Raw genomic sequence first — 20608 nt, forward strand, 5'->3', positions numbered from 1 at the left:
CATCAACCCACTACAGTTGACAAAGAGCCCTTTTTTAAAAAAAACAGAGAAAACTTGTGCCCCCTCTGTTTATAGTATTTAAGATAATTAATTTTCTTCACTCATTTTTGATTTTACTTCATCATAAGATAGTGCATGTGATTCCTCTTCTACTGTTTCAGGCATCTTTCCTGTTTCGTATAGAGATTTAATTTGTGTACTATCCAATGTTTCGTATTTCAATAATGCTTCTGCAATCAGCTTGTGAGTTTCACGATTTGACTGGATAATTTCAGCAGCTTTGTTTCGTGCTTCATTCAATAATGAACGAACTTCTTCGTCAATTTCATAAGCTGTTTGTTCTGAAATTGATTTTTGAGGGCTTTGTGCACCAAACATAGCATGATTTCCTTCATATTGTACTGGACCAAGTTTTTCACTCATACCATACTCAGTAACCATAGCACGCGCCATCTGAGTCGCTTGTTCGAAGTCATTAGATGCTCCAGTTGTTTGGACGTTAAAGATAATCTCTTCAGCTACACGTCCACCCATTAATCCAGCTAATTGCTCTTTCATATCTTCTTTAGATAAAAGCATTTGGTCTTCTTTAGGAAGTGCAATCATATATCCGCCTGCACGTCCACGTGGTACTATGGTAACTTTATGAACAACACGGGCATTTGACAATACTAGACCGACAATGGTGTGTCCTGCCTCATGGTAGGCAACCAATTCACGTTCTTTTTGTGAAACTGTCTTGTCTTTCTTAGATGGTCCAGCGATAACACGATCTTCAGCTTCATCAATATCAGAAGCATCAATCACTGATTTATTACGACGAGCTGCAACTAAAGCTGCTTCATTCAATACATTTTCCAAATCGGCACCAACAAAACCTGGAGTTTGTTGTGCTACCAATTTCAAATCTACATCTTCAGCTAAAGGTTTATTTCTAGCATGGACTTTCAAAATTGCTTCGCGTCCCTTAACATCTGGACGACCAACCAATACTTTTCTATCAAAACGACCTGGACGAAGTAGAGCCGGATCAAGAACATCTGAACGGTTTGTTGCCGCAATGACAATAATTCCTTCATTTCCTTCAAAACCATCCATTTCAATCAAGAGTTGGTTTAAGGTTTGTTCTCGTTCATCATTACCTCCACCTAAACCAACACCACGTTGGCGACCAACGGCATCAATTTCATCAATGAAGATAATAGCTGGTTCTGCTTTTTTTGCGTCCTCAAAGAGAGAACGTACACGGCTCGCACCGACACCGACGAACATTTCTACAAAGTCAGAACCTGAAATACTAAAGAATGGTACACCAGCTTCTCCTGCGACTGCTTTGGCAAGTAATGTTTTACCAGTTCCCGGAGGTCCTTCTAAGAGAACTCCAGCTGGAATCCGGGCACCCAATTTTGTAAATCGTTTTGGATCTTTTAAGAATTCAACAACTTCAACAAGTTCTTGTTTTTCTTCCTCTGCGCCTGCGACATCTGAGAAGCGAACTTTGATATCTTCTTTATTAGCAGCTTTAGCTTTACTACGTCCAAAGCTCATTGGATTGCGTCCACTATTTCCGCCCATATTTCCCATCATAGAGAAGAGGAAGAAGAATAAGATAGCAAATGGTACTACTGAAACCAGGATGTTAATCCACATACCACTTGAGCTTTCGTGTTTCACTTCAATCTGTGTTTGGTGTTCACTTGCTAACTTTTGCAAATCCGCTACAGTTGTATCTGATGGGAGGACAATACTTGTAAATTTCTCTACTTTTGTAGCAGAGGGTGTAAAAAATTGAATTCCCGTTTCCTGTTTCTCTGTCTTAGCAGTTTTGTAGACACCATACACTTCAATAACACTACCACTTGGTTGGTAGGTCATTTCTTTTACATTGTCGTTAGTGATTTCCTGAACCAATTCTGAGTACTTAATTTGTTGACTATGACCAGCGGATCTGCCAGCAAAAAAGTACTGGAATCCTGTCACTAGCAAGAAAATCATCAACAAATAAAGAAATGGATTTTTTATGAAACCATTATTTTGTTTTTGCATTCAAACACTTACCCTTCTATTTTGAGTAAACTTCCTCTTTCAATACACCTACATAAGGAAGGTTACGATAGTTTTCATTATAGTCTAGTCCATATCCTACAACAAATTCATTTGGAATTGTAAAACATGTATAATCTGCTTCGATTTCTACAGTGCGACCTTCTGGTTTATCAAGCATGGTAACAATCTTCACAGACGCTGCTTCTCTTGCAGTAAACATATCTTTCAAACTTTTCAAGGTTTGACCAGTGTCAATGATATCTTCTACAAAGACAACATGTCGACCTTTAATATCTTGAGTTACGTCTTGTTTAATATTAATGACACCACTACTTACAGTCCCACCATGATAGCTAGAGACCATCATAAAGTCCATTTCAAGATGTGTATCAATATATTTCACCAATTCTGCCATAAAAGGAATAGAACCTTTTAAAATTCCAACTAAAATCGGATTTTTACCCTCATAATCTTTTGTCAACTGAGCACCCAATTTTTTAGCTGCTTCTGTAATTTCATCTTGTGAAATCAAAATTTTCTTGATATCTTTTTCTAACATGATTTTACCTATCTATTTTTTCTATATAAAGTACAGTGTTCATTATATCATTTTTCATTTTTTTACTCAAATCACTGATTTCAATTCCTAAAACTGAACAAATTTTTCCAAATTGCTCAATGATAATAGCTTTTTCTCGTCTTTCTTTAGGAATTTTTAAATCAATAAAAAGTCGCCTTAGTTTTTTACGATGACCATTTTTTATCAAATAATCACCAGGCTGTCGATGCCTTAAAATCAAAGATGTTTCACGAGAAACATTCATCTTTTGAATATTTTCCCCTTCTAGAGGGATTCCAAATGAAAATAAATAACCTTCATAATGAAGTTGATTTTGATAGTTTAACACACACTCACTACTTTTTTCATCAGACTTTGGTCTGATTTTACAAATTCGAAAGTGCTGGTATTCTTTTACAAGTTCATAACCATTTTTTATATAATGGCGATATTGACTCTTAGTTTTTAAAATATGATGAATTTCTTGAAATTGTTCTCTTGTTACATTTAAATCAGCAAAACAACTAAGGTATTGTTGTAGCAAAATTCGCTGTGTTGCCTCAGAAAAGAATAAAAACTGAGTTAAATCTTCCACATTGACTGTTTGAGATAATTCAGTCAGAGCAATTTGATAGTCAGATACTTCTTTTCCAAACTCTAAAAATGCTCTCTTCACCTGAATATTTTCTTTTTCCAGTTGTGGTAAGTAAATATTACGAACTCGATTGCGAAAATAGTAATTTTCTTCATTCGTCCTATCTTCAAAATGCTCGATTTCAGGAAAATCCTTCTTATAAAAAGACAGCAAAGGACGAATCAATTCTCCTTTATCAAACTCTTGTCTTTCTTTAATAGCTGATAAGTGTTGTAATCTAACACCCCTAATCATTCGCATAAATACCGTCTCAACCTGATCATCTGCATGATGAGCTGTTACAAGGGCTGTAGAGGAAGTTTTCCCCATCACTTTCCTAAAAAATTTATAGCGAAATTGACGAGCATTTGCTTCTGAAAAATCTCCAGTAAAATGAGCTACGTAAATTGGAACTCCAACTTGTTCAGCTAGTTTTATTAATTCATATTCTTCATGGTCTGATTCTAATCGTTGTTTATGGTTTACATGAGCTAAAAATAATTCAATCCCAAGTTCTTCTTGGTAAGTTGAAAGGAGATGAAAAAGAAACATCGAATCCAATCCACCAGACAAGGCTAATATAACTCGTGAATGATCTTTAAAATAACCTTTTTCTAGAAAATGATTTAAAAAATCTCGGTCTCTCATTTTAGGACCTCATAGACATCCTTAGCAATTTTAGAAATGGTATCATAATCAGAATCTTTGGTAAAGATTGAAATAATGAAAGGAGAATCTGTATAGACTATTCCTACATCGTGTTTAAATTCATCTGCATCCCCAATTTTATGGGCTACCTTAGCAGAAATATTCTTAGCAATCCTCTGATTATCAAAAGCTGTTTGTGATAGGGATTCTAAAACAAAACCATTCTGATTATAAATAGATTCCATAACTTGACCAGCCATTTTCGCTGAAGCCAACTTATCTGTCACATCCCATTCCTCACCTGCGATAGTAGCCATCTCTTTTTTAAAGGCTTCATCTGATTTATTCGTAATATAATAACCAAGAATATTATGAGCTACATTGTCAGATTCTTTTGCAGTTTTTGTGATTAAATCTTTGATTGTGTATTCTTTATTGTCTGCTGTTTTAGGGAGACTTCCGCTTCCTTCAGGTTTATAAGAACCAGGGAAATCATTAACTTCGGAAACATACTTTAATTTCGTGTCAAGTTGGTAATCACCTTGATTGATTTTTTCTTGAACATAATAAAGATAAGGCAATTTCATAACACTAGCAGCGTACATTTTTTGATCTTCATTAATCCCAGCTTCCTTACCTGTACTCAATTGTTTAACATAAATAGAAAACTGTTCATTTTGATAATTCGCAGATAACAACTCTTGTACTTTCTGGATTCTATTATCATCATTGGAAATATAATCCGTCGAAATCCAACCAGTTTGTTTGATATGTAAAAATTCATGCCCACCAGCAAAAATAGACATATCTACTTCAACATCTTGATAGGGTACCAAAGTAGATTTTAATTCTTGTTTATCATAAGGGCTATTATAGACAATAAATTCAGGTTCTAACCACAGTCGTTTAGAAAAATTGTTGACAATTGAACTATCGTATAAAAGTCGTTTATCGGCCATCACAAACTGATTATTAGACAATTTAAAGATAGGCTGTCCTTGTTTATTTAATCTCCATTCTAAAACAGATAATTTTGTATCTGCATTGACTTTTCCTGATTCTTTAATCAAATCTTCTGTAGAATAAACAGATGTTTCACCATAAAATTTTGGAGATTCTATAACATCTTGATAGTAAAAGTGATACGAAGCGTGGGTTAAGGAATAAACTTCTTGGTTTGGAATGATAACTGGATTCTCAGTGCTTACTACTTGGACACTTTTTAAAAAAATAGGAAGTAGCAATATCACTAAAAATTTACGCATTCTTTTTTTCCTCTTCTTCCTGTAACCGTAACAGATGATTTTTTTGAGCTAACTCTTCTAATTTTTCATCTGATTGACTTAAAAATTGTTCAATAATATCTAATAAATTTTCCATTTTACATTACCTAGGAAGTAAGTCCGGAATAGTATAAACTTCTTCCCATGATTTTGAATAGTAATATTTTGCACGCAAATACTTGGCTGCGTATGTTTCGTCCTTTAATTTGGTTGCAAGATTTGATTCTTTATCTTTTTCATCGCTCAATTCTTGATACTGTTTTTTCAGATCGGCTAACTGTTGGCGACGTTCGAGTAGTTGCTGATAACTTTGAGTCAAATTATAGGTTGGTAGGATGAACAACAACATAATCAAAATCAAAACCCAGCCCATAAAACGATTTCTTCTTTGTCGTTCTTCCATCAAGTATTTACGACGTTGGTGTTCATTTTGAATAAAAGAATTATTCATTTGTACAATTTTTTTATACATCGTTTTCTACCCTTGTTTCGCTGATAATTTCATACATACCGGCAGCATCTTCTTTTTTAGTGCTATCTTTCATTTCTAACACTTTTACGAGCAACAATTTATTTCCAAAACGAATTTCGACTTGATCGTTGATTTTTAAATCTGTAGAGCTCTTAGCAAGAATACCATTTACCTTGATACGTCCCTTATCTGCAACTTCTTTAGCCACTGTACGACGCTTAATAATTCTTGATACTTTTAAATATTTATCTAATCTCATTTTTATTACCTCAAATTATTATTGTACCATTTTTCTACCTTTTATAGAAGAAAAAAGATAACTCCTAATGTGACTATTTTGATTCTTTTATATTTGCTAATGATTCTCCAAAAGTTAAAAGACCTTCCAAAATCTCATAATCCTTTTTATTACGAATATCAAAAACAACTTCGATTAAACCTTGATTTTCTGAAATATTTGCCTTCAAACTTGTCTGAGAAAGAGCCTGGAAATAATCTTGTGTTAAAAATAATTGTTGCGATATTTTTTCAAACTGAATGACCAGCTTATTAACCTTTCTTTCTACACGATTGACAAATACTTTATCAAGATATGCTTTGGCTAACCCAATTTCTAAAAGGTAAGCAACCACATCTGGATATTCTCCAAAACGATCGATCAACTCATCTTGTAATTCTTCATAGTTGACACGATTGTCAATTTGACGAATTCTCTTGTAAATTTCAATTTTATGCCGTTCATCTGAAATGTACTCATCCGGAAGATAAGCATCAATTTGTAAAATTAACTCAGCATTTCCTTTTTCACGTTTTTTGTCAGTTCCATTTTTCTTAGCTATCGCTTCTTCCAGCAACTGAGAATACAACTCAAAACCAACAGAATCAATAAAACCAGACTGCGAACTTCCTAAAAGATTACCCGCTCCACGAATGGATAAATCACGCATAGCGATTTTGAAACCAGAACCTAGTTCAGTGAAACCTTTTATGGCTTCTAATCTTTTCTCAGAAACTTCTGTCAGGGTTTTATCTGGACGATACATAAGATAAGCATAAGCGATTCGGTTACTACGACCAACCCGACCTCTTAATTGATACAAGGTAGACAGACCCATATGATCCGCATTTTCAATAAATAAAGTATTTGCATTTGGAATGTCCACACCTGTTTCAATAATTGTAGTGGTGACAAGAATATCATACTGTCCTTCTATAAAGTCAAGTAGCGTATTCTCCAAACGAATTTCACTCATTTGTCCATGAACAAATCCAATCAAAGCTTCTGGAATCAGTTCTTGTAACTCTGAAACCTTTTTTTCAATCGTGTCAACTTTGTTGTAAAGATAGTAAACCTGACCACCACGATCCATTTCTCTCAATACAGCATCACGAATGACACGATCATTCTGTTCAAGAACATAGGTTTGAACAGGATATCGATTGGTTGGAGGAGTTTCGATGACTGATAAATCTCGGATACCTAACATAGACATGTGGAGGGTTCTAGGAATTGGTGTAGCTGTCAAGGTTAAGACATCAACCTTCTTTTTTAATTCCTTCAAAGCTTCTTTATGCTTTACTCCAAATCGTTGTTCTTCATCAATAATCATCAACCCCAAATCAGCAAACTCAACATCTTTAGATAAAACTCGATGAGTTCCTATCAAAATATCTACTTGACCTTTTTTCAATTTTTCAAGTGTCTCAGTCTGCTCTTTTTTACTTCTAAAACGACTCAAAACATCTACATTGACAGCAAATTGTTCAAATCTTTCTTTAAAATTACTGTAATGTTGCTGAGCAAGAACGGTAGTTGGTACTAAAACGACAACCTGTTTATGATCATTGACAGCCTTAAATGCAGCTCGCATGGCCACCTCAGTCTTACCAAAACCAACATCTCCAACTAAAAGTCGGTCCATCGGTTGAGGAGCCTGCATATCTTTCTTTATCTCTTCGATACTTCGAAGTTGGTCCTCAGTCTCTACATATGGGAATGCTTCGTCAAAAGCGTTTTGGTCTTCATCATCTTTGGAAAATGCAAAACCTTTAAGTTGACTTCTCTCTGCATATAACTTAATTAAATCATCTGCAATATCTTCAACTTGACTCTTTACTTTTTGCTTCGCTTTTTTAAAACGTCCATCGTTTAATTTGTTTAACTTTGGAGCCTTACCATCACTAGAGACATACTTAGAAAGAGTCTGTATCTGCTCCACAGGGATAGAAATACGATCTCCATTTTGATATAGAACACTTACGTAGTCTCGATGAATTCCTTTGATTTCAATCGTTTCAATCCCTAAATATTGCCCAATACCATGAATTTGATGAACAACATAGTCTCCTTTTTGGAGCTCGTTATAATCCTTTAATCGCTCAGCGTTGCTGATATTTTGTCTTCTATATTTCCGTTTAATCTTCTTTTTAAAAATCTCATATTCAGTGATAAATACAAGATTTTCATCTACAAAATGAAACCCATGTCGCAGATTTCCTTCAACAAGATTGACAGTTCCTTTACAGATTTCACTTTCATTACTATTATCAACTTTAATATCATATTCATCAAGAATCGTTGACAGTTTCTTTAATTCAGTTTTGGTACTTGATTGAAGAACAATTGTATACTTCAATTTTTTATAACGTTCAATTTCTTCTTTCAGAAAAGAAAACTGATTGAAGAACTCTTGCATTGGATATTGACTAAATTGATACAGATGATCAAATTTTAGATTTCCAAGCCCTTTTTGGAAATTTGAAAAGAAACTAGAAGGCTGATATTTTTTTAAAATCCCTTCTGTATCTACAAAGTAAAGTAGACTTGACACTGATTTACCATTATGTAAATCATCTGTAAAGTAGCTAGCGATTTCCTTATCAAAAGCATCGTACTGATTCAAGATTTTTTGAAAATCATCAAAGATAATGGGCACTTGATTCAAATAATCTATCAGTGTCCACTGTTTTTTATAAAAATTAGATAAAAACTTACGAATATCAGCATGAAGAACTTGCTCTTTCGTGCAACTAAAAACTTCTTCTAAGTAAGACTTTATAGTTGGAGAAAGTGACTTATCAATCTCATGTTCTAAAAATTTCTGGCCACGCTGATAATCTTCAAAAGTTAGTAAAATATCACTTGCTGGATATATCAGTACTTTAGACTGACTGTCTTTAGAAAGCTGAGTTTCAGTATCAAATTCTCTAATGCCATCAATCTCATCACCAAAAAATTCTATTCGGTAAGGAGATAGTTGAGAAGTTTCAAAGATATCTAGAATATCTCCACGAAGGCTAAATTCTCCCTGACTTTGAACTTGTGTAACTTTCTTATAACCAAGAGAAATTAAGTGATTTTTTAATTCTCTTTGTTCGCATTCCTGGCCCACTTGAAGTTCTAAGACACTATCATCAAAAACTTGAGGATTTGGTAAGAATACCCGACTAGCTGCGACATTACAAACTAAAATCCCTCTTTGAGACTTATCTCTTAGAAAACGCAAAGCTTCAACCCTAGAAAAAATCTTTTCCTGAGATGATACCAAAAATTCGACCATTGGTGAATCATCTACTAGAAATGGATAAACCAGATCCGAACCTAGTATAGAGATTAGATCATTGACCAGACGCTCAGCTTCTCCATATGTGGAAGTCATCACTAAAACCTTATCCTGACTCTTCAGACTACTAGCAATCGCTAAAGATTTTGCTGAGCCAGAAAGACCTAGCAATAATTGTCTTTGTTTCTGTGGTAGGTTCTCATGCCAAGATAGGATTTGTTTATTCTCTAAAAAGAAATCTAGTAAATTCATTGGCCTACCCGTTGTATTTCTGCATCGTTTTTTCAAATTTTTTTTCTTGTAAATAATAATTTACAGCATCGTCAACCTTGTCAATAGATTGTAAAATACCAATATAATCTTCTTGATCAAACTTACTCAAAACATGGTGAACAACAGACATTCCTTTTTTAGGTCTACCAATACCAATCTTTACACGATTGAAAACCTGTGTACCGATATGTTGAATAATCGACTTAATTCCATTATGACCACCAGCTGATCCTTTAGCACGAAGACGAATTTTTCCTACTTCCATGTCAAGATCATCGTAAATAATCAGTAAATCTTCAATATCTAAACCATAGTAGGTTAACAATGCATGAACAGCTTTTCCACTTTCGTTCATAAAGGTAGTTGGTTTTACCAGATAAATTTTTTCACCATTAAGGAAAAAGGATGCTAAGTCAGCTTGGAATATCTTATCGTGTGTAAAGGTGACATTCTGTTTTTTTGCTATTTGATCAATCAACATAAAGCCAACATTATGTTTAGTTTCAAAATATTTATCCCCTGGATTTCCCAATCCTACAAGTAATTTTGTCATTTAAATTTCCTTTCAAAAGCCAAAAGGGTTGGAATTTTTTTCCAACCTAATTGACATTATGTTAAATATTGATTAGACGTTAAAGCGGAATTCCATAATATCGCCATCTTGCACGACATATTCTTTTCCTTCTTCACGCAAGCGTCCAGCTTCTTTTACGGCCTTTTCAGAGCCATATTTTACCAAATCGTCATAAGACATGGTCACTGCACGAATAAATCCTTTTTCAAAGTCAGAGTGGATGATACCAGCTGCTTGAGGAGCTTTCATGCCACGTTTAAATGTCCAAGCACGAACCTCTTTTTCACCAGCTGTAAAGTAAGTTCCAAGTCCTAGTAGATGATAAGCAGCTCGAGTCAACTTATCTACACCTGATTCTGTCAATCCAATGGCTTCAAGAAACTCTTTTTTATCTTCATCGTCTAACTCAGAAATTTCTTCTTCAGCACGCGCTGAAATGACCACTACCTCTGCATTTTCTGTTTCTGCGAATTCACGAATTTTCTTCACATAATCGATAGATTCTGGGTCTCCAACGACATCCTCATCAACATTAGCTACATAAAGAATAGGTTTCGTGGTCAAAAGGAAAAGACCTTTGACTACTTTTTGCTCTTCATCTGTAAATTCAATGGTACGTGCTGATTTACCGTCTTCAAGAACAGGTTTAATTTTTTGAAGAACGTTAAATTCTGCAACTGATTCCTTATCTTTTTGCGTACGCGCCATTTTTTCTACACGCGCATAGCGTTTATTGACTGATTCTAAGTCAGCAAGAATCAATTCTAGGTTAATAGTATCAATATCTGCTAGCGGATCCACAAAGGCATCTTCACGACCTTGCTCACGCATGACATTTTCATCATCAAAGGCACGAACCACATGAACAATCGCATCAACTTCACGGATATTGGCTAAGAATTTATTCCCCAGACCTTCTCCTTTTGATGCACCCTTTACAATCCCTGCAATATCTGTAAATTCAAAGGTTGTTGGGACTGTCTTCTTAGGAGTGATCATTTCAGTCAATTTTTGTAGGCGTTCATCTGGAACTTCTACCATTCCAACGTTTGGATCAATAGTCGCAAAAGGATAGTTTGCAGCCTCTGCTCCTGCTTTTGTAATTGCATTAAATAGGGTTGATTTACCTACGTTTGGTAAACCAACGATACCTGCTGTTAAAGCCATAGTTTCTCATTCTCCGTTCACATTTCAATCTTCAATATTATAACACAAAAAGGGAAAACTTGCTAACCCTCTAACTAGGGTTCTTAGTCGATGATTTTACTCATTTTTCTTTCAAAATCATAGCGACTCATCATGACCACATGATCACAATTGCTACATTTTATTTTGATATCTGCACCAACACGGGTAATTTCCCAGCGATTTGCCTTTTTGCCTGTTGACTTAATCGTACAAGCATGAGGTTTTTTCATTTCAACAAAATTTCCAACTTCATACATAGTTAGTCTCCTTTTTCTTTTTCGATTATATCATAAAAGAGGCGAGCTAGGCTCAACCTCTTTCCATTAATTTGTACGAACTGGCGTGATGAGCTGCATGAAATCTTCATCTGTATCAGCTGGAACCAGAGTAAATGGACGAACTGCTGAAATAAAGCTGATTGTAACTTTTTCGCTATTTAGAGCTTTTAGTGCTTCAATCAAATAAGTTGGGTTGAAACTAATTGTCAAATCAGCACCACTTACATTTTCAGTATCAATTTCTTCATTTACTTTCCCTACTTCTGGAGAGTGAACATGGGCACTTACAACTCCTTCTTTGATTTCTAATTTAACAGTACCATTTTGTGTCGCACTTGATAAGAGGCGAGCACGTTCCATAGACTGGCGTAGTTTAGCAACATCAAAAGTAACTGTTGTATTGAAATCTGTTGGAATCAATCGATCGGTATCTGGATAATTTCCTTCTAAGAGACGTGTGTAAAAGCTAATATTTTCACTTCTAAAGAGAATTTGGTTGTTTGCGAAGAAAATCTCTACGGTTTCGATATCGTCCGTAAAAACAGCTGAAAATTCACGTAGCGAACGACTTGGGATGACAACATCAAAATCATCGCTATTTTTTTCAAGAGTCAACTTTTTCTGACTAAGACGGTGAGAGTCTGTCGCAACTGTTTTTAATTCTTTATGATTGCTCAAGACAAAATGTACCCCCGTCAAAATAGGACGGCTTTCTTGGGTACTAGCTGCAAAAGCTGTTTCATTGATAATCTTTTTAAGAAGTTTTGTTTCAAGAACTAAAGGATTGCTTGCAGAAATTTCCTGAATACGTGGATATTGCTCGCTATCTTTTCCTTTAAGAGTAATCTCTGATTTTCCACTAGTTAAGACAATTTGCTTTTGTTCAATCTCTTTAAAATCAAGTGTTACATCTGGAAGACTTGAAACAACATTGATAAAGAAAGAAGCTTCCAGTAGAACTGATCCTAAAGAATTAATCAAGAGACCTGCATTTTCATTTTTTTGCGAAATGAAATTTTCGATTGAGATTTGACCATTTGATCCAATCAAGGTAATTCCTTCATTGGTAACATCAATTTTTACAGTCGACAAAATAGGAATTGCATTCTTTGAGCTAATAGCTCTCTTTGTTGTATTTAAGGCTTGTAAAAATAAGTTTTTATTAATTGAAAAATGAATCATGGATTCTCCTTTATTCTTTTTATTATTAGAAGGATAATAGTAATAATAGAGCGTGTGAAATCTGTGGAAAAACACTTGTAATCAAGAAAACTCAAGGACAGAGCCTTGTTTAAAAGATGTGGATAAATAAAAAATTTTTCAAAAGTTATCCACAAGTTATTTAATTTTCTTTTTGATGTTTTCAATTTCTATACGTAAATTATCATCTGTTTCAAGCATGGATTTGATTTTTCCATGAGCGTGAATGACCGTTGTGTGGTCTTTACCACCAAACTCTTTTCCAATCTTAGGAAGGCTATTATCAGTCATTTCTCTGGCTAGGTACATAGCAACTTGACGGGCTAAAACGATATTTTGAACACGTCTAGTTCCTTTCATTTCCTTGACACTAACACCATAGAAGTTTCCAACTTCTGTTTGGATTTTATCAATTGGAATCACAATCATTTTGCTAACGTCTTGTTTACGAGCACGAATAGCTTCAGCGGCAATATCAACTGTGATATCGTTAATCTTTTTGACTTTGGCCATTAGGCTGATATCATTGAGTGCACCCTCGAGTTCTCGCACGTTAGAGTCAAATTGTCCAGCTAAATATTCGAGTGTATCATTCTGAAAATGATAATTGAGATGTTCAGTTTTACTCTGTAAAATTGCAATACGTGTTTCAAAATCAGGTGGTGTGATATCTGTCGTTAATCCCCACGAGAAGCGCGTGACCAGACGTTCAGGTAGACTCTCTAAATGTTCAGGCCTACGGTCACTCGTCAAAACAATCTGTTTATTATTATTGTGAAGGGCGTTAAATGTATTGAAAAACTCTTCCTGAGTCTGAACTTTCTTTCCACTAAGAGATTGAATATCATCAATGAGTAGGAGATCCAAACTACGATAAGTTTTTTTGAATTTTTCCATATCATTGAGTCTTAAATGCTCTAGGAATTCATTAATGAAGCTTTCAGCAGGTATGTATTTAACACGCGCATTCGGGCTCTTTTTTAGAATTTCATTACCAAGGGCATTTAGTAGGTGGGTTTTTCCAAGACCAGGCCCTCCATAGATAAATAGAGGATTATAAGTTAGTCCAGGATCTTCAGAAACTGCTAAAGCTGCGGACTTAGCCCAAACATTACCATTTCCTTGAACAAAATTATCGAAAGTATACTTTTCCTTGAGTCCAGTTTCAGAATATGGAATAGTGGATGGAATTGGTTGATAATCGTTGCCAGGTTCAGACTCGAAAGCTACTTGTGAGCTAGCTTCTTCAACTTTCGTGAAGATATAATGAGCTTTTATTTCAGTATCATAGATTTCAAAACCTGCTGCTAAAAGCATCCCATTGATATTTCTTTCCCAGAATATCTGCATTTCATCGCGGGGTAAGAAAATCGTTGCAGTATTTTCTTCAACTTTAACCAGTTTTGCGTCTAAAATATAGAAATCATAAACTGACTGAGTTAATTTATCATGTGCAAGTTCTAAAAGACGATTCCAAAATTGTTTTTCCTTCAATGATTTCCTCCTCCTTTACTATAGAATTTAAAAGGTTTATTGATAGAATCATTTTACCATAGATAAGATTATTTTTCCACAACTTGTGGAAAACAAGTAACAATGTTTTTAAATGTTATCCACAAAATGTGGAAAACTAAGAAAAATTCTGAAATACTGGGCTTTTAAAAACTAAAATGCAGTGGATAACCATGTTAGTTAAGAATAATAAAATAACAGCCTTATTTCAGGCTGTTAATAAATTGTTGGTATTCTTCTTGGTTATGGAAGGAAATTGAGATTTTACCGCTATCTTTTTTTTGAAGGCTAATCTTAACATCTAATCCAAGTATTTTTTTCAATTTTTGTTCTTCCTCTTTGACAAAGTAATCTTTTTCTTTTTTGCTGATCTTCTTTGTTTTTTGTAGTATTTGTTCAACTTGTCGAACAGAGAGATTTTCAGTTTGAATACGATTCAAGAGTTTATCTTGTTTATCACTTGATAATTGAATGAGGAGTCTAGCATGAGCCTGGGAAAGCTTCCCACTTTCAACTTCTGTTAGGATATGTTTAGGTAGCCCTAACAATCGAACTAAGTTTGTAATATAAGGTCGAGATTTCCCCATTTTTTCAGCAATTTCTGTGTGGGTAAAACCTTTATCGATTAAGGACTGGTATGCTTTAGCTTCTTCGATAGGATTTAAATTTTCGCGTTGGAGATTTTCAATGATGGAATGAAGCATCATATCTTGATCAGAAAGTTGCTTAATAATTACTGGAATTTCTGAAAGTCCGGCAGCTATTGAAGCGCGATACCGTCTTTCTCCAGCTAGAATTTCATATCCAAGTACTGGAGATTTTCTAACGATAATTGGCTGAATCAAGCCGTTTTCCTTAATGGATTGTGCCAACTCTTGTATTTTTTCTTCTGAAAATTCTTTACGAGGTTGATAGGGATTTTTTTGAATATCCTTTATTTGAACAATTTTAAATTCTTCCATAATTCTACATTATCATAACTTAGATATTCTGTAAAGCAACTTTACATATCTGTAAACTATTGTTCCAAATCACTAGTACTCTTATCTAATTTAATGGTAGTTGTTTCTTCTTTACCATTACGGTAGTATGTAATGGTCATGCTATCTCCGATAGAATGACTATATAGAGCACTTTGTAATTCAGTAGTTGAAGAAATAGCTTTATCATCTACTTTTGTAATGACGTCATATTGTTGTAGATGTCCATTGGCAGGCATACTAGTTATAACAGAACGAACAACTACTCCTGCAGTGACACTTGATGGTACATTCAATCTTTGTAAATCACTGCTACTAAGATTTGAAAGGTTGACCATTTGAATGCCCAAGGCTGGTCGAGTGACTTTTCCATTCTTTTCTAATTGATTGATAATATTGATGGCATCGTTTGAAGGAATCGCAAATCCAAGTCCTTCTACAGAAGTTCCACCGTTTGTGGCTATTTTACTAGATGTAATTCCGATTACTTGTCCCTGAATATTGATTAAGGGACCGCCAGAGTTTCCAGGGTTGATGGCTGTATCTGTTTGGATAGCTTTTGTAGAGATAGCTTGTCCATCTTCAGATTTTAAAGAAACATTTCTATTCAAACTTGACACGATACCTTGTGTAACGGTATTGGCGTACTCAGAACCTAGAGGGCTTCCGATTGCAATGGCAGTCTCTCCGACTGTTAGTTGATCAGAATCACCAAATTCAGCTACGGTAGTCACCTTATCTGCAGCAATTTTTACAACTGCAATGTCAGAATAAGTATCAGAACCGACAATTTCACCTGGAACTTTAGTTCCGTCAGCTAAACGAATATCTACTTTTTTAGCTCCACTGATAACGTGAGTATTGGTTACGAGGTAAGCAAAGTTACCTTCTTTTTTATAAATAACTCCAGAACCTTCACTCGATACTTGCTCAGTATTTGTATCTGTATCAGTTTCTGCAGATCCAAATAAACTATTTTGGGAGTTTGCAGAGTAAGTAATGACAGATACCACAGCATCTTTAACTTTATCGACTGCCTGTGTAGTTGAGTTTTCATTTTTTACAGCTGTTTTGCTGACAGTGGTGGTATTTGTTGGACTAGTGTTTTGTTTTTGACTTAGTTGCAATGTCGTAAAACTACCTAAAACACCACTAAAAAAGCTAATGAGAATGACTAATAAAAGTTGTCCCCATTTTTTGGAACTAGTTTGTAAGTTTTTCATAGAAGCCTCCATGTTTTTTTAATCAATGAAAGTATAAAATAGCTAGCTTAATCCAAGCTTAAAGAAAGAAAGTTTTTCACAACTTGTGGATAACTTTCAAAAACCTGTGAATTTATTGAATTTTTTCAAAATCTTCTCTGTGAATAAGATGTGAAATTGAGTGTGAATATGTTAGAATAGAAGAATGAAAATTAAAGTGGTAACAGTTGGAAAACTGAAAGAAAAATATCTCAAAGATGGCATAGCTGAATATTCCAAAAGGATTTCACGCTTTGCTAATTTAGAAATGATTGAGTTGACAGATGAAAAAACACCAGATCGGGCTAGCGAATCTGAAAATCAAAAGATTTTGGAGTTGGAAGGGAACCGCATTCTTTCTAAAGTAGGAGATCGTGATTTTGTAGTTGTTTTAGCTATTGAAGGAACAACTTTTTCTTCTGAAGAATTCAGCAAGCAGCTTGAAAGAGCCTCTATTAATGGATTTTCTACAATCACTTTTATCATTGGTGGGAGTTTAGGACTCTCTCCAGAGGTGAAAAAGAGAGCCAATCTCTCTGTTAGTTTTGGGAGATTAACGCTTCCTCATCAACTGATGAGACTAGTCTTAGTAGAACAAATCTATAGAGCATTTTCGATTCAACAAGGCTCACCCTATCACAAATAGATGATTGACTAAGCTAGCTTTTTTTGATAAGATAGATAGGTAAGGTCTCATAGCTCAGCTGGATAGAGCATTCGCCTTCTAAGCGAACGGTCGCAGGTTCGAATCCTGCTGGGATCAGTGTTAAATCGTAAGCTGGGAAAAAATCCCAGCTTTTTTTGTAAAAATTTGACATTTCAGAAGAAAATTTGAGCATTTGAGAGATAATTCTTCATAGAAATCCTAGATTTTATATAATATTTTTGTAAGTTAATTTACAAGAAAAACATTATAGGAGTTTATATTATGAAAAAGAATACAGATTTTGCTCAAATGAAAGATTTCCAAGAATTGAACGAAAAAGAACTGCAGGAAATCAGAGGTGGGGAATGGAGACCTATGTATACAATAAATAATTTTCTTTTTTCAAAAAGTAAGTAAGTAAAAATAAAGGTGGGAAATAATGGATTTATTCGGATTAGTAATTGCTATTGTTTATGTTTTTATTATTAGTAAAATTCATGAATGGGTTTGTAAAGCAACTAGAAAAGACCAATATTTTTTTAGTCTTTATATCTTTCTACTACCATTAGTATTAGAAGTAACTCTCCATTTCTTGAACTTAGATAGTTTTGGTTTGTCTAAATTTTTATTTCCTTTCCTCCTATTTGGTTACTTTGTTGGATTTAAGAAGTATGAGAAGTATAAGGGGATTTTTATCAGTCTATTATTTTCTCTTTTATATAATAGTACTAATAACTTTTTATCAGTAACCTTATCATCTATTACAGGAGATGAGTTTGCATTGAAGTATAACAATTATTTTTCTCTATTTATCCTGATCTTAACTTATTTGGTTATTAAAGTTGTTGTTTCTTATTTCCATCTCGAATTTAAATATTTTGATAAAGACTATCTATATCCTTTTCTGAAAAAAGTGCTCTTTACATTTATTTTTCTACACGTTGTCTCTTTCACTTCAGATATTGTGAGTACGATTCGTCACTTAAATGGTTTTGGAAGTATTTTATCATCCATTATTTTTGTTGGTCTACTTTTGACTTTTTTCTCTATGAATTCTTACAAAGTTCAGATGGAAAAAGAAATTGAATTGGAACAAAAGAAGTTTGAGCAAAAACATTTACAAACTTACACGGATGAGATTGTTGCATTATATAATGAAATTCGTGGTTTTCGTCATGACTATACAGGAATGCTTGTCAGCTTAAGAATGGCGATCGAAAGTAAAGATTTACAAGAAATTGACAGAGTTTACAGTGAAGTTCTTGTAAAGGCGAATCAAAAATTACGTTCAGATAAGTATACCTATTTCGATTTGAACAATATTGAGGATTCAGCTCTTCGTAGTTTGATTGCTCAATCTATTGTCAATGCGAAAACGAATGATGTAGAGTACACATTAGAGGTAAAAGATATTATCACACCTTTGTCTATGGAATTGTTAGATTTGGTGCGCGTGATGAGCGTTCTGCTCAATAATGCTGTTGAAGGGGCAGTTGAAAGCTATCAAAAACAACTAGAGGTAGCTATCATCAAATTGGATCTTGAAACTCTAGTTGTTATCCAAAACTCTTGTAAAAAAAGAAAGGTAAAATCTGAAGATTTATTTGAGTTAGGATTTTCAACTAAAGGAAGACATAGAGGACTTGGGCTCAATAATGTTAAAGAAATTTTAGGAAAATATGACAATGTTATTTTAGAAACAGAAATTGATAATGATGTATTTAAACAAGTGATTAGATTTAAGAGGGAACTGATATGAAAGTATTAATTTTAGAAGATATTATAGAACACCAAGTAAGGTTGGAAACAACTTTGAATAAAATCTCTAAGGAAACAAATATTCCTATCTCCTATAAAACAACAGGAAAAGTGAGAGAGTTTATGGAATATGTAGAGCATGATGAAGTTAATCAGCTTTATTTTCTAGATATTGATATCAATGGGATTGAGAGAAAAGGATTTGAGGTTGCTCAATTTATTCGTCACCGAAATCCTTATGCCATTATTGTTTTTATTACAAGTCGATCTGAATTTGCTACCTTGACTTATAAATACAAAGTTTCAGCATTGGATTTCATTGATAAAGAAACCAGTGATCAAGTTTTTAAAAATAGAGTTGCCGACTGTGTGCTTTACACTAAAACTACTTTACTTGAAAACCAATCAGTCGTTGATTATTTTGATTATAGTTATAAAGGAAATGATCTTTGTATTCCTTATCATGATATTCTCTACATTGAGACAACTGGAACTTCTCATAAATTACGAATTGTAGGTAAGAATTTTGCAAAAGAATTTTATGGAACAATGACAGATATTCAAGAAAAGGATAAGGAAACCCAACGTTTTTATCTAGCTCACAAGTCATTTTTAGTCAATATCGGTAATGTGAGAGAAATTGATCGTAAAAAAATGGAAGTTGTATTTTATGAAGATCATCGTTGCCCTATCTCTCGCCTAAAAACTAAAAAATTGAGAGAACTAATGGCTAAAAACCAAAAAAAGTAATTGACAATTTTTGATAAATTGATATAATGGTTATATCTGCTACAGGTAGAGGGTCCGTTGGTTAAGAAATCGTCTTTTCATAGCGGTAACACGGGTTCGAATTCCGTACGGACTATTTAATCCGCCATAGCTCAGTTGGTAGTAGCGCATGACTGTTAATCATGATGTCGTAGGTTCGAGTCCTACTGGCGGAGTCAGATGAAAGGAACACTAATTTGGTGTTCCTTTTTTTGATTCGTTGTCCGATGTAATGAGGGGAGGCATACCTAACATACGGATAGATAATGATTTGTGTCCGAAAATAAAACTAAGGAAATTGTATTGCCTTAGCCTAATAAGAATAACAAAATAGGCTCCATAATAATCATAGGGGGTGATTTCCTATAAATATTATAGAGCTTTTTTATTAATTTGTATCCCTTAACATTTTCATTAAAAAGTCCGTAATTTCTTGTGGACTTTCTTTTTTTCCATGGGCAATCCAGGTTTGACAGACTCCAAAGAGAGCATTTGTCAGGTAGACGCTACTGTATTCTAATTCTATTTCATTTAGTTTGAGTTGCATAAAACGTTTTTGAAGGTCTGTGCTCAGTAGGATGTGAAGTTTATTTCTCAAGAAATTTTGAATTTCCTTGGTTCCATTTTCAGATAAAAGAGCTGCTAGAAGTGGTTCTGATTCTAAGTATTCAAATACTTCTAGAATAGCATCTCGTTTATGATTAGCATGTTTTTGAAAGATATATTCGAAGGTATGAAATAGTTTACTTTGGTAATGTTCAATCATATCGTATTTATCTTTGTAATGAGTATAGAAACTGGAGCGGCTGATTCCAGCTTTTTGTGCTAATTTAACAGTTGTAATCTGATCGAATGGTTGTTCCATCAATAATTCTACCATGGCATTTTCGATAATACGCTTGGTTTTTAATCGTTTATTACTTTCTTGCATGTTCCCTCCAGATGAACATTTTTAGACAATGTGTTCAAAAATAGATTTTTTATC

Annotated in this window: 20 protein-coding genes and 2 tRNA genes; 6 read left to right on the forward strand and 16 right to left on the reverse strand. The window is 34.1% G+C overall.

All coding sequences use genetic code 11. The features are described from left to right. Positions 1–87: 87 nt before the first annotated feature. The 15 genes from ftsH to HMPREF2837_RS02220 all read right to left on the reverse strand — a co-directional run bounded on the left by ftsH (position 88) and on the right by HMPREF2837_RS02220 (position 16433). A complete protein-coding gene (gene ftsH / locus HMPREF2837_RS02155; protein ID WP_049549109.1) occupies positions 88–2046 on the reverse strand; it encodes an ATP-dependent zinc metalloprotease FtsH in 1959 nt (652 codons plus the stop codon). A gap of 16 nt (positions 2047–2062) precedes the next feature. Further along, positions 2063–2605 carry a hypoxanthine phosphoribosyltransferase gene (gene hpt / locus HMPREF2837_RS02160; protein WP_000890189.1) on the reverse strand — a complete coding sequence of 181 codons (543 nt, stop codon included), beginning with the start codon at positions 2603–2605 and terminating at the stop codon, positions 2063–2065. A 4-nt stretch (positions 2606–2609) separates the two neighbouring features. Further along, positions 2610–3887, reverse strand: coding sequence for a tRNA lysidine(34) synthetase TilS (tilS, locus tag HMPREF2837_RS02165; protein ID WP_049549108.1), 1278 nt, complete (start codon positions 3885–3887; stop codon positions 2610–2612). Further along, positions 3884–5152 (reverse strand): serine hydrolase, encoded by a 1269-nt coding sequence (locus HMPREF2837_RS02170; protein ID WP_049549107.1) that lies wholly within the window; start codon positions 5150–5152, stop codon positions 3884–3886. The genes tilS and HMPREF2837_RS02170 overlap by 4 nt, the downstream gene beginning before the upstream one ends. Next, positions 5145–5267 (reverse strand): SP_0009 family protein, encoded by a 123-nt coding sequence (locus tag HMPREF2837_RS11600; RefSeq protein WP_000429332.1) that lies wholly within the window; start codon positions 5265–5267, stop codon positions 5145–5147. The genes HMPREF2837_RS02170 and HMPREF2837_RS11600 overlap by 8 nt, the downstream gene beginning before the upstream one ends. A gap of 6 nt (positions 5268–5273) precedes the next feature. Continuing rightward, a complete protein-coding gene (locus tag HMPREF2837_RS02175) occupies positions 5274–5642 on the reverse strand; it encodes a septum formation initiator family protein (protein ID WP_000277028.1) in 369 nt (122 codons plus the stop codon). Continuing rightward, positions 5635–5901 (reverse strand): RNA-binding S4 domain-containing protein, encoded by a 267-nt coding sequence (locus HMPREF2837_RS02180; RefSeq protein ID WP_001234970.1) that lies wholly within the window; start codon positions 5899–5901, stop codon positions 5635–5637. Before HMPREF2837_RS02180 ends, HMPREF2837_RS02175 begins: the two co-directional genes overlap by 8 nt. A 73-nt stretch (positions 5902–5974) precedes the next feature. After that, the gene (gene mfd, locus HMPREF2837_RS02185; protein WP_049549106.1) at positions 5975–9457 is read right to left on the reverse strand and encodes a transcription-repair coupling factor; all 3483 of its coding nucleotides are present in this window, start codon (positions 9455–9457) and stop codon (positions 5975–5977) included. 4 nt (positions 9458–9461) lie between these two features. Next, positions 9462–10031 carry an aminoacyl-tRNA hydrolase gene (gene pth, locus HMPREF2837_RS02190; protein ID WP_049549105.1) on the reverse strand — a complete coding sequence of 190 codons (570 nt, stop codon included), beginning with the start codon at positions 10029–10031 and terminating at the stop codon, positions 9462–9464. 72 nt (positions 10032–10103) lie between these two features. Next, entirely contained in the window at positions 10104–11219 is a 1116-nt protein-coding gene (gene ychF / locus HMPREF2837_RS02195; RefSeq protein ID WP_049549104.1) for a redox-regulated ATPase YchF, read from the reverse strand. An 83-nt stretch (positions 11220–11302) separates the two neighbouring features. Continuing rightward, complete coding sequence (locus tag HMPREF2837_RS02200; protein ID WP_049549103.1) at positions 11303–11497, reverse strand: DUF951 domain-containing protein; 195 nt, start codon at positions 11495–11497, stop codon at positions 11303–11305. Positions 11498–11563: 66 nt separating this feature from the next. After that, a complete protein-coding gene (gene dnaN / locus HMPREF2837_RS02205) occupies positions 11564–12700 on the reverse strand; it encodes a DNA polymerase III subunit beta (protein ID WP_049508360.1) in 1137 nt (378 codons plus the stop codon). Positions 12701–12856: 156 nt separating this feature from the next. Next, entirely contained in the window at positions 12857–14212 is a 1356-nt protein-coding gene (dnaA, locus tag HMPREF2837_RS02210; RefSeq protein WP_049549102.1) for a chromosomal replication initiator protein DnaA, read from the reverse strand. A 221-nt stretch (positions 14213–14433) separates the two neighbouring features. Then, positions 14434–15192 carry a ParB/RepB/Spo0J family partition protein gene (locus HMPREF2837_RS02215; protein ID WP_049549101.1) on the reverse strand — a complete coding sequence of 253 codons (759 nt, stop codon included), beginning with the start codon at positions 15190–15192 and terminating at the stop codon, positions 14434–14436. A 56-nt stretch (positions 15193–15248) separates the two neighbouring features. Beyond that, entirely contained in the window at positions 15249–16433 is a 1185-nt protein-coding gene (locus HMPREF2837_RS02220; RefSeq protein WP_049549100.1) for a serine protease HtrA, read from the reverse strand. Between the two features lie 184 nt (positions 16434–16617). Here HMPREF2837_RS02220 and rlmH point away from each other — a divergent pair, with 184 nt between their 5' ends. The 6 genes from rlmH to HMPREF2837_RS02245 all read left to right on the forward strand — a co-directional run bounded on the left by rlmH (position 16618) and on the right by HMPREF2837_RS02245 (position 19799). Continuing rightward, positions 16618–17097, forward strand: coding sequence for a 23S rRNA (pseudouridine(1915)-N(3))-methyltransferase RlmH (gene rlmH / locus HMPREF2837_RS02225; RefSeq protein ID WP_075230577.1), 480 nt, complete (start codon positions 16618–16620; stop codon positions 17095–17097). A 43-nt stretch (positions 17098–17140) separates the two neighbouring features. After that, a tRNA-Arg gene (locus tag HMPREF2837_RS02230) sits at positions 17141–17214 on the forward strand. A 165-nt stretch (positions 17215–17379) separates the two neighbouring features. Then, positions 17380–17514, forward strand: a complete 135-nt coding sequence (locus HMPREF2837_RS10605) for a ComC/BlpC family leader-containing pheromone/bacteriocin (RefSeq protein ID WP_080979250.1) — start codon at positions 17380–17382, stop codon at positions 17512–17514. 22 nt (positions 17515–17536) lie between these two features. Continuing rightward, positions 17537–18856, forward strand: a complete 1320-nt coding sequence (gene comD, locus HMPREF2837_RS02235) for a competence system sensor histidine kinase ComD (protein ID WP_075230578.1) — start codon at positions 17537–17539, stop codon at positions 18854–18856. After that, entirely contained in the window at positions 18853–19605 is a 753-nt protein-coding gene (comE, locus tag HMPREF2837_RS02240) for a competence system response regulator transcription factor ComE (RefSeq protein WP_049530388.1), read from the forward strand. Before comD ends, comE begins: the two co-directional genes overlap by 4 nt. A 120-nt stretch (positions 19606–19725) precedes the next feature. Beyond that, positions 19726–19799, forward strand: a tRNA-Asn gene (locus HMPREF2837_RS02245). 212 nt (positions 19800–20011) lie between these two features. Here HMPREF2837_RS02245 and HMPREF2837_RS02250 read toward each other — a convergent pair. After that, positions 20012–20554: a TetR/AcrR family transcriptional regulator gene (locus tag HMPREF2837_RS02250; RefSeq protein WP_049549096.1), complete on the reverse strand. Its 543-nt coding sequence runs from the start codon at positions 20552–20554 to the stop codon at positions 20012–20014. Positions 20555–20608: the final 54 nt, after the last annotated feature.

The sequence above is a fragment of the Streptococcus sp. HMSC071D03 genome (genome assembly GCF_001812125.1).
Taxonomy (GTDB): domain Bacteria; phylum Bacillota; class Bacilli; order Lactobacillales; family Streptococcaceae; genus Streptococcus; species Streptococcus pseudopneumoniae_N.

What these genes read in the sequence shown, in the direction of transcription:
- ftsH (WP_049549109.1), bottom strand. Translation starts at nt 2,046, where the DNA reads ATGCAAAAACAAAATAATGGTTTCATAAAAAATCCATTTCTTTATTTG.
- hpt (WP_000890189.1), bottom strand. Translation starts at nt 2,605, where the DNA reads ATGTTAGAAAAAGATATCAAGAAAATTTTGATTTCACAAGATGAAATT.
- tilS (WP_049549108.1), bottom strand. Translation starts at nt 3,887, where the DNA reads ATGAGAGACCGAGATTTTTTAAATCATTTTCTAGAAAAAGGTTATTTT.
- HMPREF2837_RS02170 (WP_049549107.1), bottom strand. Translation starts at nt 5,152, where the DNA reads ATGCGTAAATTTTTAGTGATATTGCTACTTCCTATTTTTTTAAAAAGT.
- HMPREF2837_RS11600 (WP_000429332.1), bottom strand. Translation starts at nt 5,267, where the DNA reads ATGGAAAATTTATTAGATATTATTGAACAATTTTTAAGTCAATCAGAT.
- HMPREF2837_RS02175 (WP_000277028.1), bottom strand. Translation starts at nt 5,642, where the DNA reads ATGTATAAAAAAATTGTACAAATGAATAATTCTTTTATTCAAAATGAA.
- HMPREF2837_RS02180 (WP_001234970.1), bottom strand. Translation starts at nt 5,901, where the DNA reads ATGAGATTAGATAAATATTTAAAAGTATCAAGAATTATTAAGCGTCGT.
- mfd (WP_049549106.1), bottom strand. Translation starts at nt 9,457, where the DNA reads ATGAATTTACTAGATTTCTTTTTAGAGAATAAACAAATCCTATCTTGG.
- pth (WP_049549105.1), bottom strand. Translation starts at nt 10,031, where the DNA reads ATGACAAAATTACTTGTAGGATTGGGAAATCCAGGGGATAAATATTTT.
- ychF (WP_049549104.1), bottom strand. Translation starts at nt 11,219, where the DNA reads ATGGCTTTAACAGCAGGTATCGTTGGTTTACCAAACGTAGGTAAATCA.
- HMPREF2837_RS02200 (WP_049549103.1), bottom strand. Translation starts at nt 11,497, where the DNA reads ATGTATGAAGTTGGAAATTTTGTTGAAATGAAAAAACCTCATGCTTGT.
- dnaN (WP_049508360.1), bottom strand. Translation starts at nt 12,700, where the DNA reads ATGATTCATTTTTCAATTAATAAAAACTTATTTTTACAAGCCTTAAAT.
- HMPREF2837_RS02215 (WP_049549101.1), bottom strand. Translation starts at nt 15,192, where the DNA reads ATGGAAGAATTTAAAATTGTTCAAATAAAGGATATTCAAAAAAATCCC.
- HMPREF2837_RS02220 (WP_049549100.1), bottom strand. Translation starts at nt 16,433, where the DNA reads ATGAAAAACTTACAAACTAGTTCCAAAAAATGGGGACAACTTTTATTA.
- rlmH (WP_075230577.1), top strand. Translation starts at nt 16,618, where the DNA reads ATGAAAATTAAAGTGGTAACAGTTGGAAAACTGAAAGAAAAATATCTC.
- HMPREF2837_RS10605 (WP_080979250.1), top strand. Translation starts at nt 17,380, where the DNA reads ATGAAAAAGAATACAGATTTTGCTCAAATGAAAGATTTCCAAGAATTG.
- comD (WP_075230578.1), top strand. Translation starts at nt 17,537, where the DNA reads ATGGATTTATTCGGATTAGTAATTGCTATTGTTTATGTTTTTATTATT.
- comE (WP_049530388.1), top strand. Translation starts at nt 18,853, where the DNA reads ATGAAAGTATTAATTTTAGAAGATATTATAGAACACCAAGTAAGGTTG.
- HMPREF2837_RS02250 (WP_049549096.1), bottom strand. Translation starts at nt 20,554, where the DNA reads ATGCAAGAAAGTAATAAACGATTAAAAACCAAGCGTATTATCGAAAAT.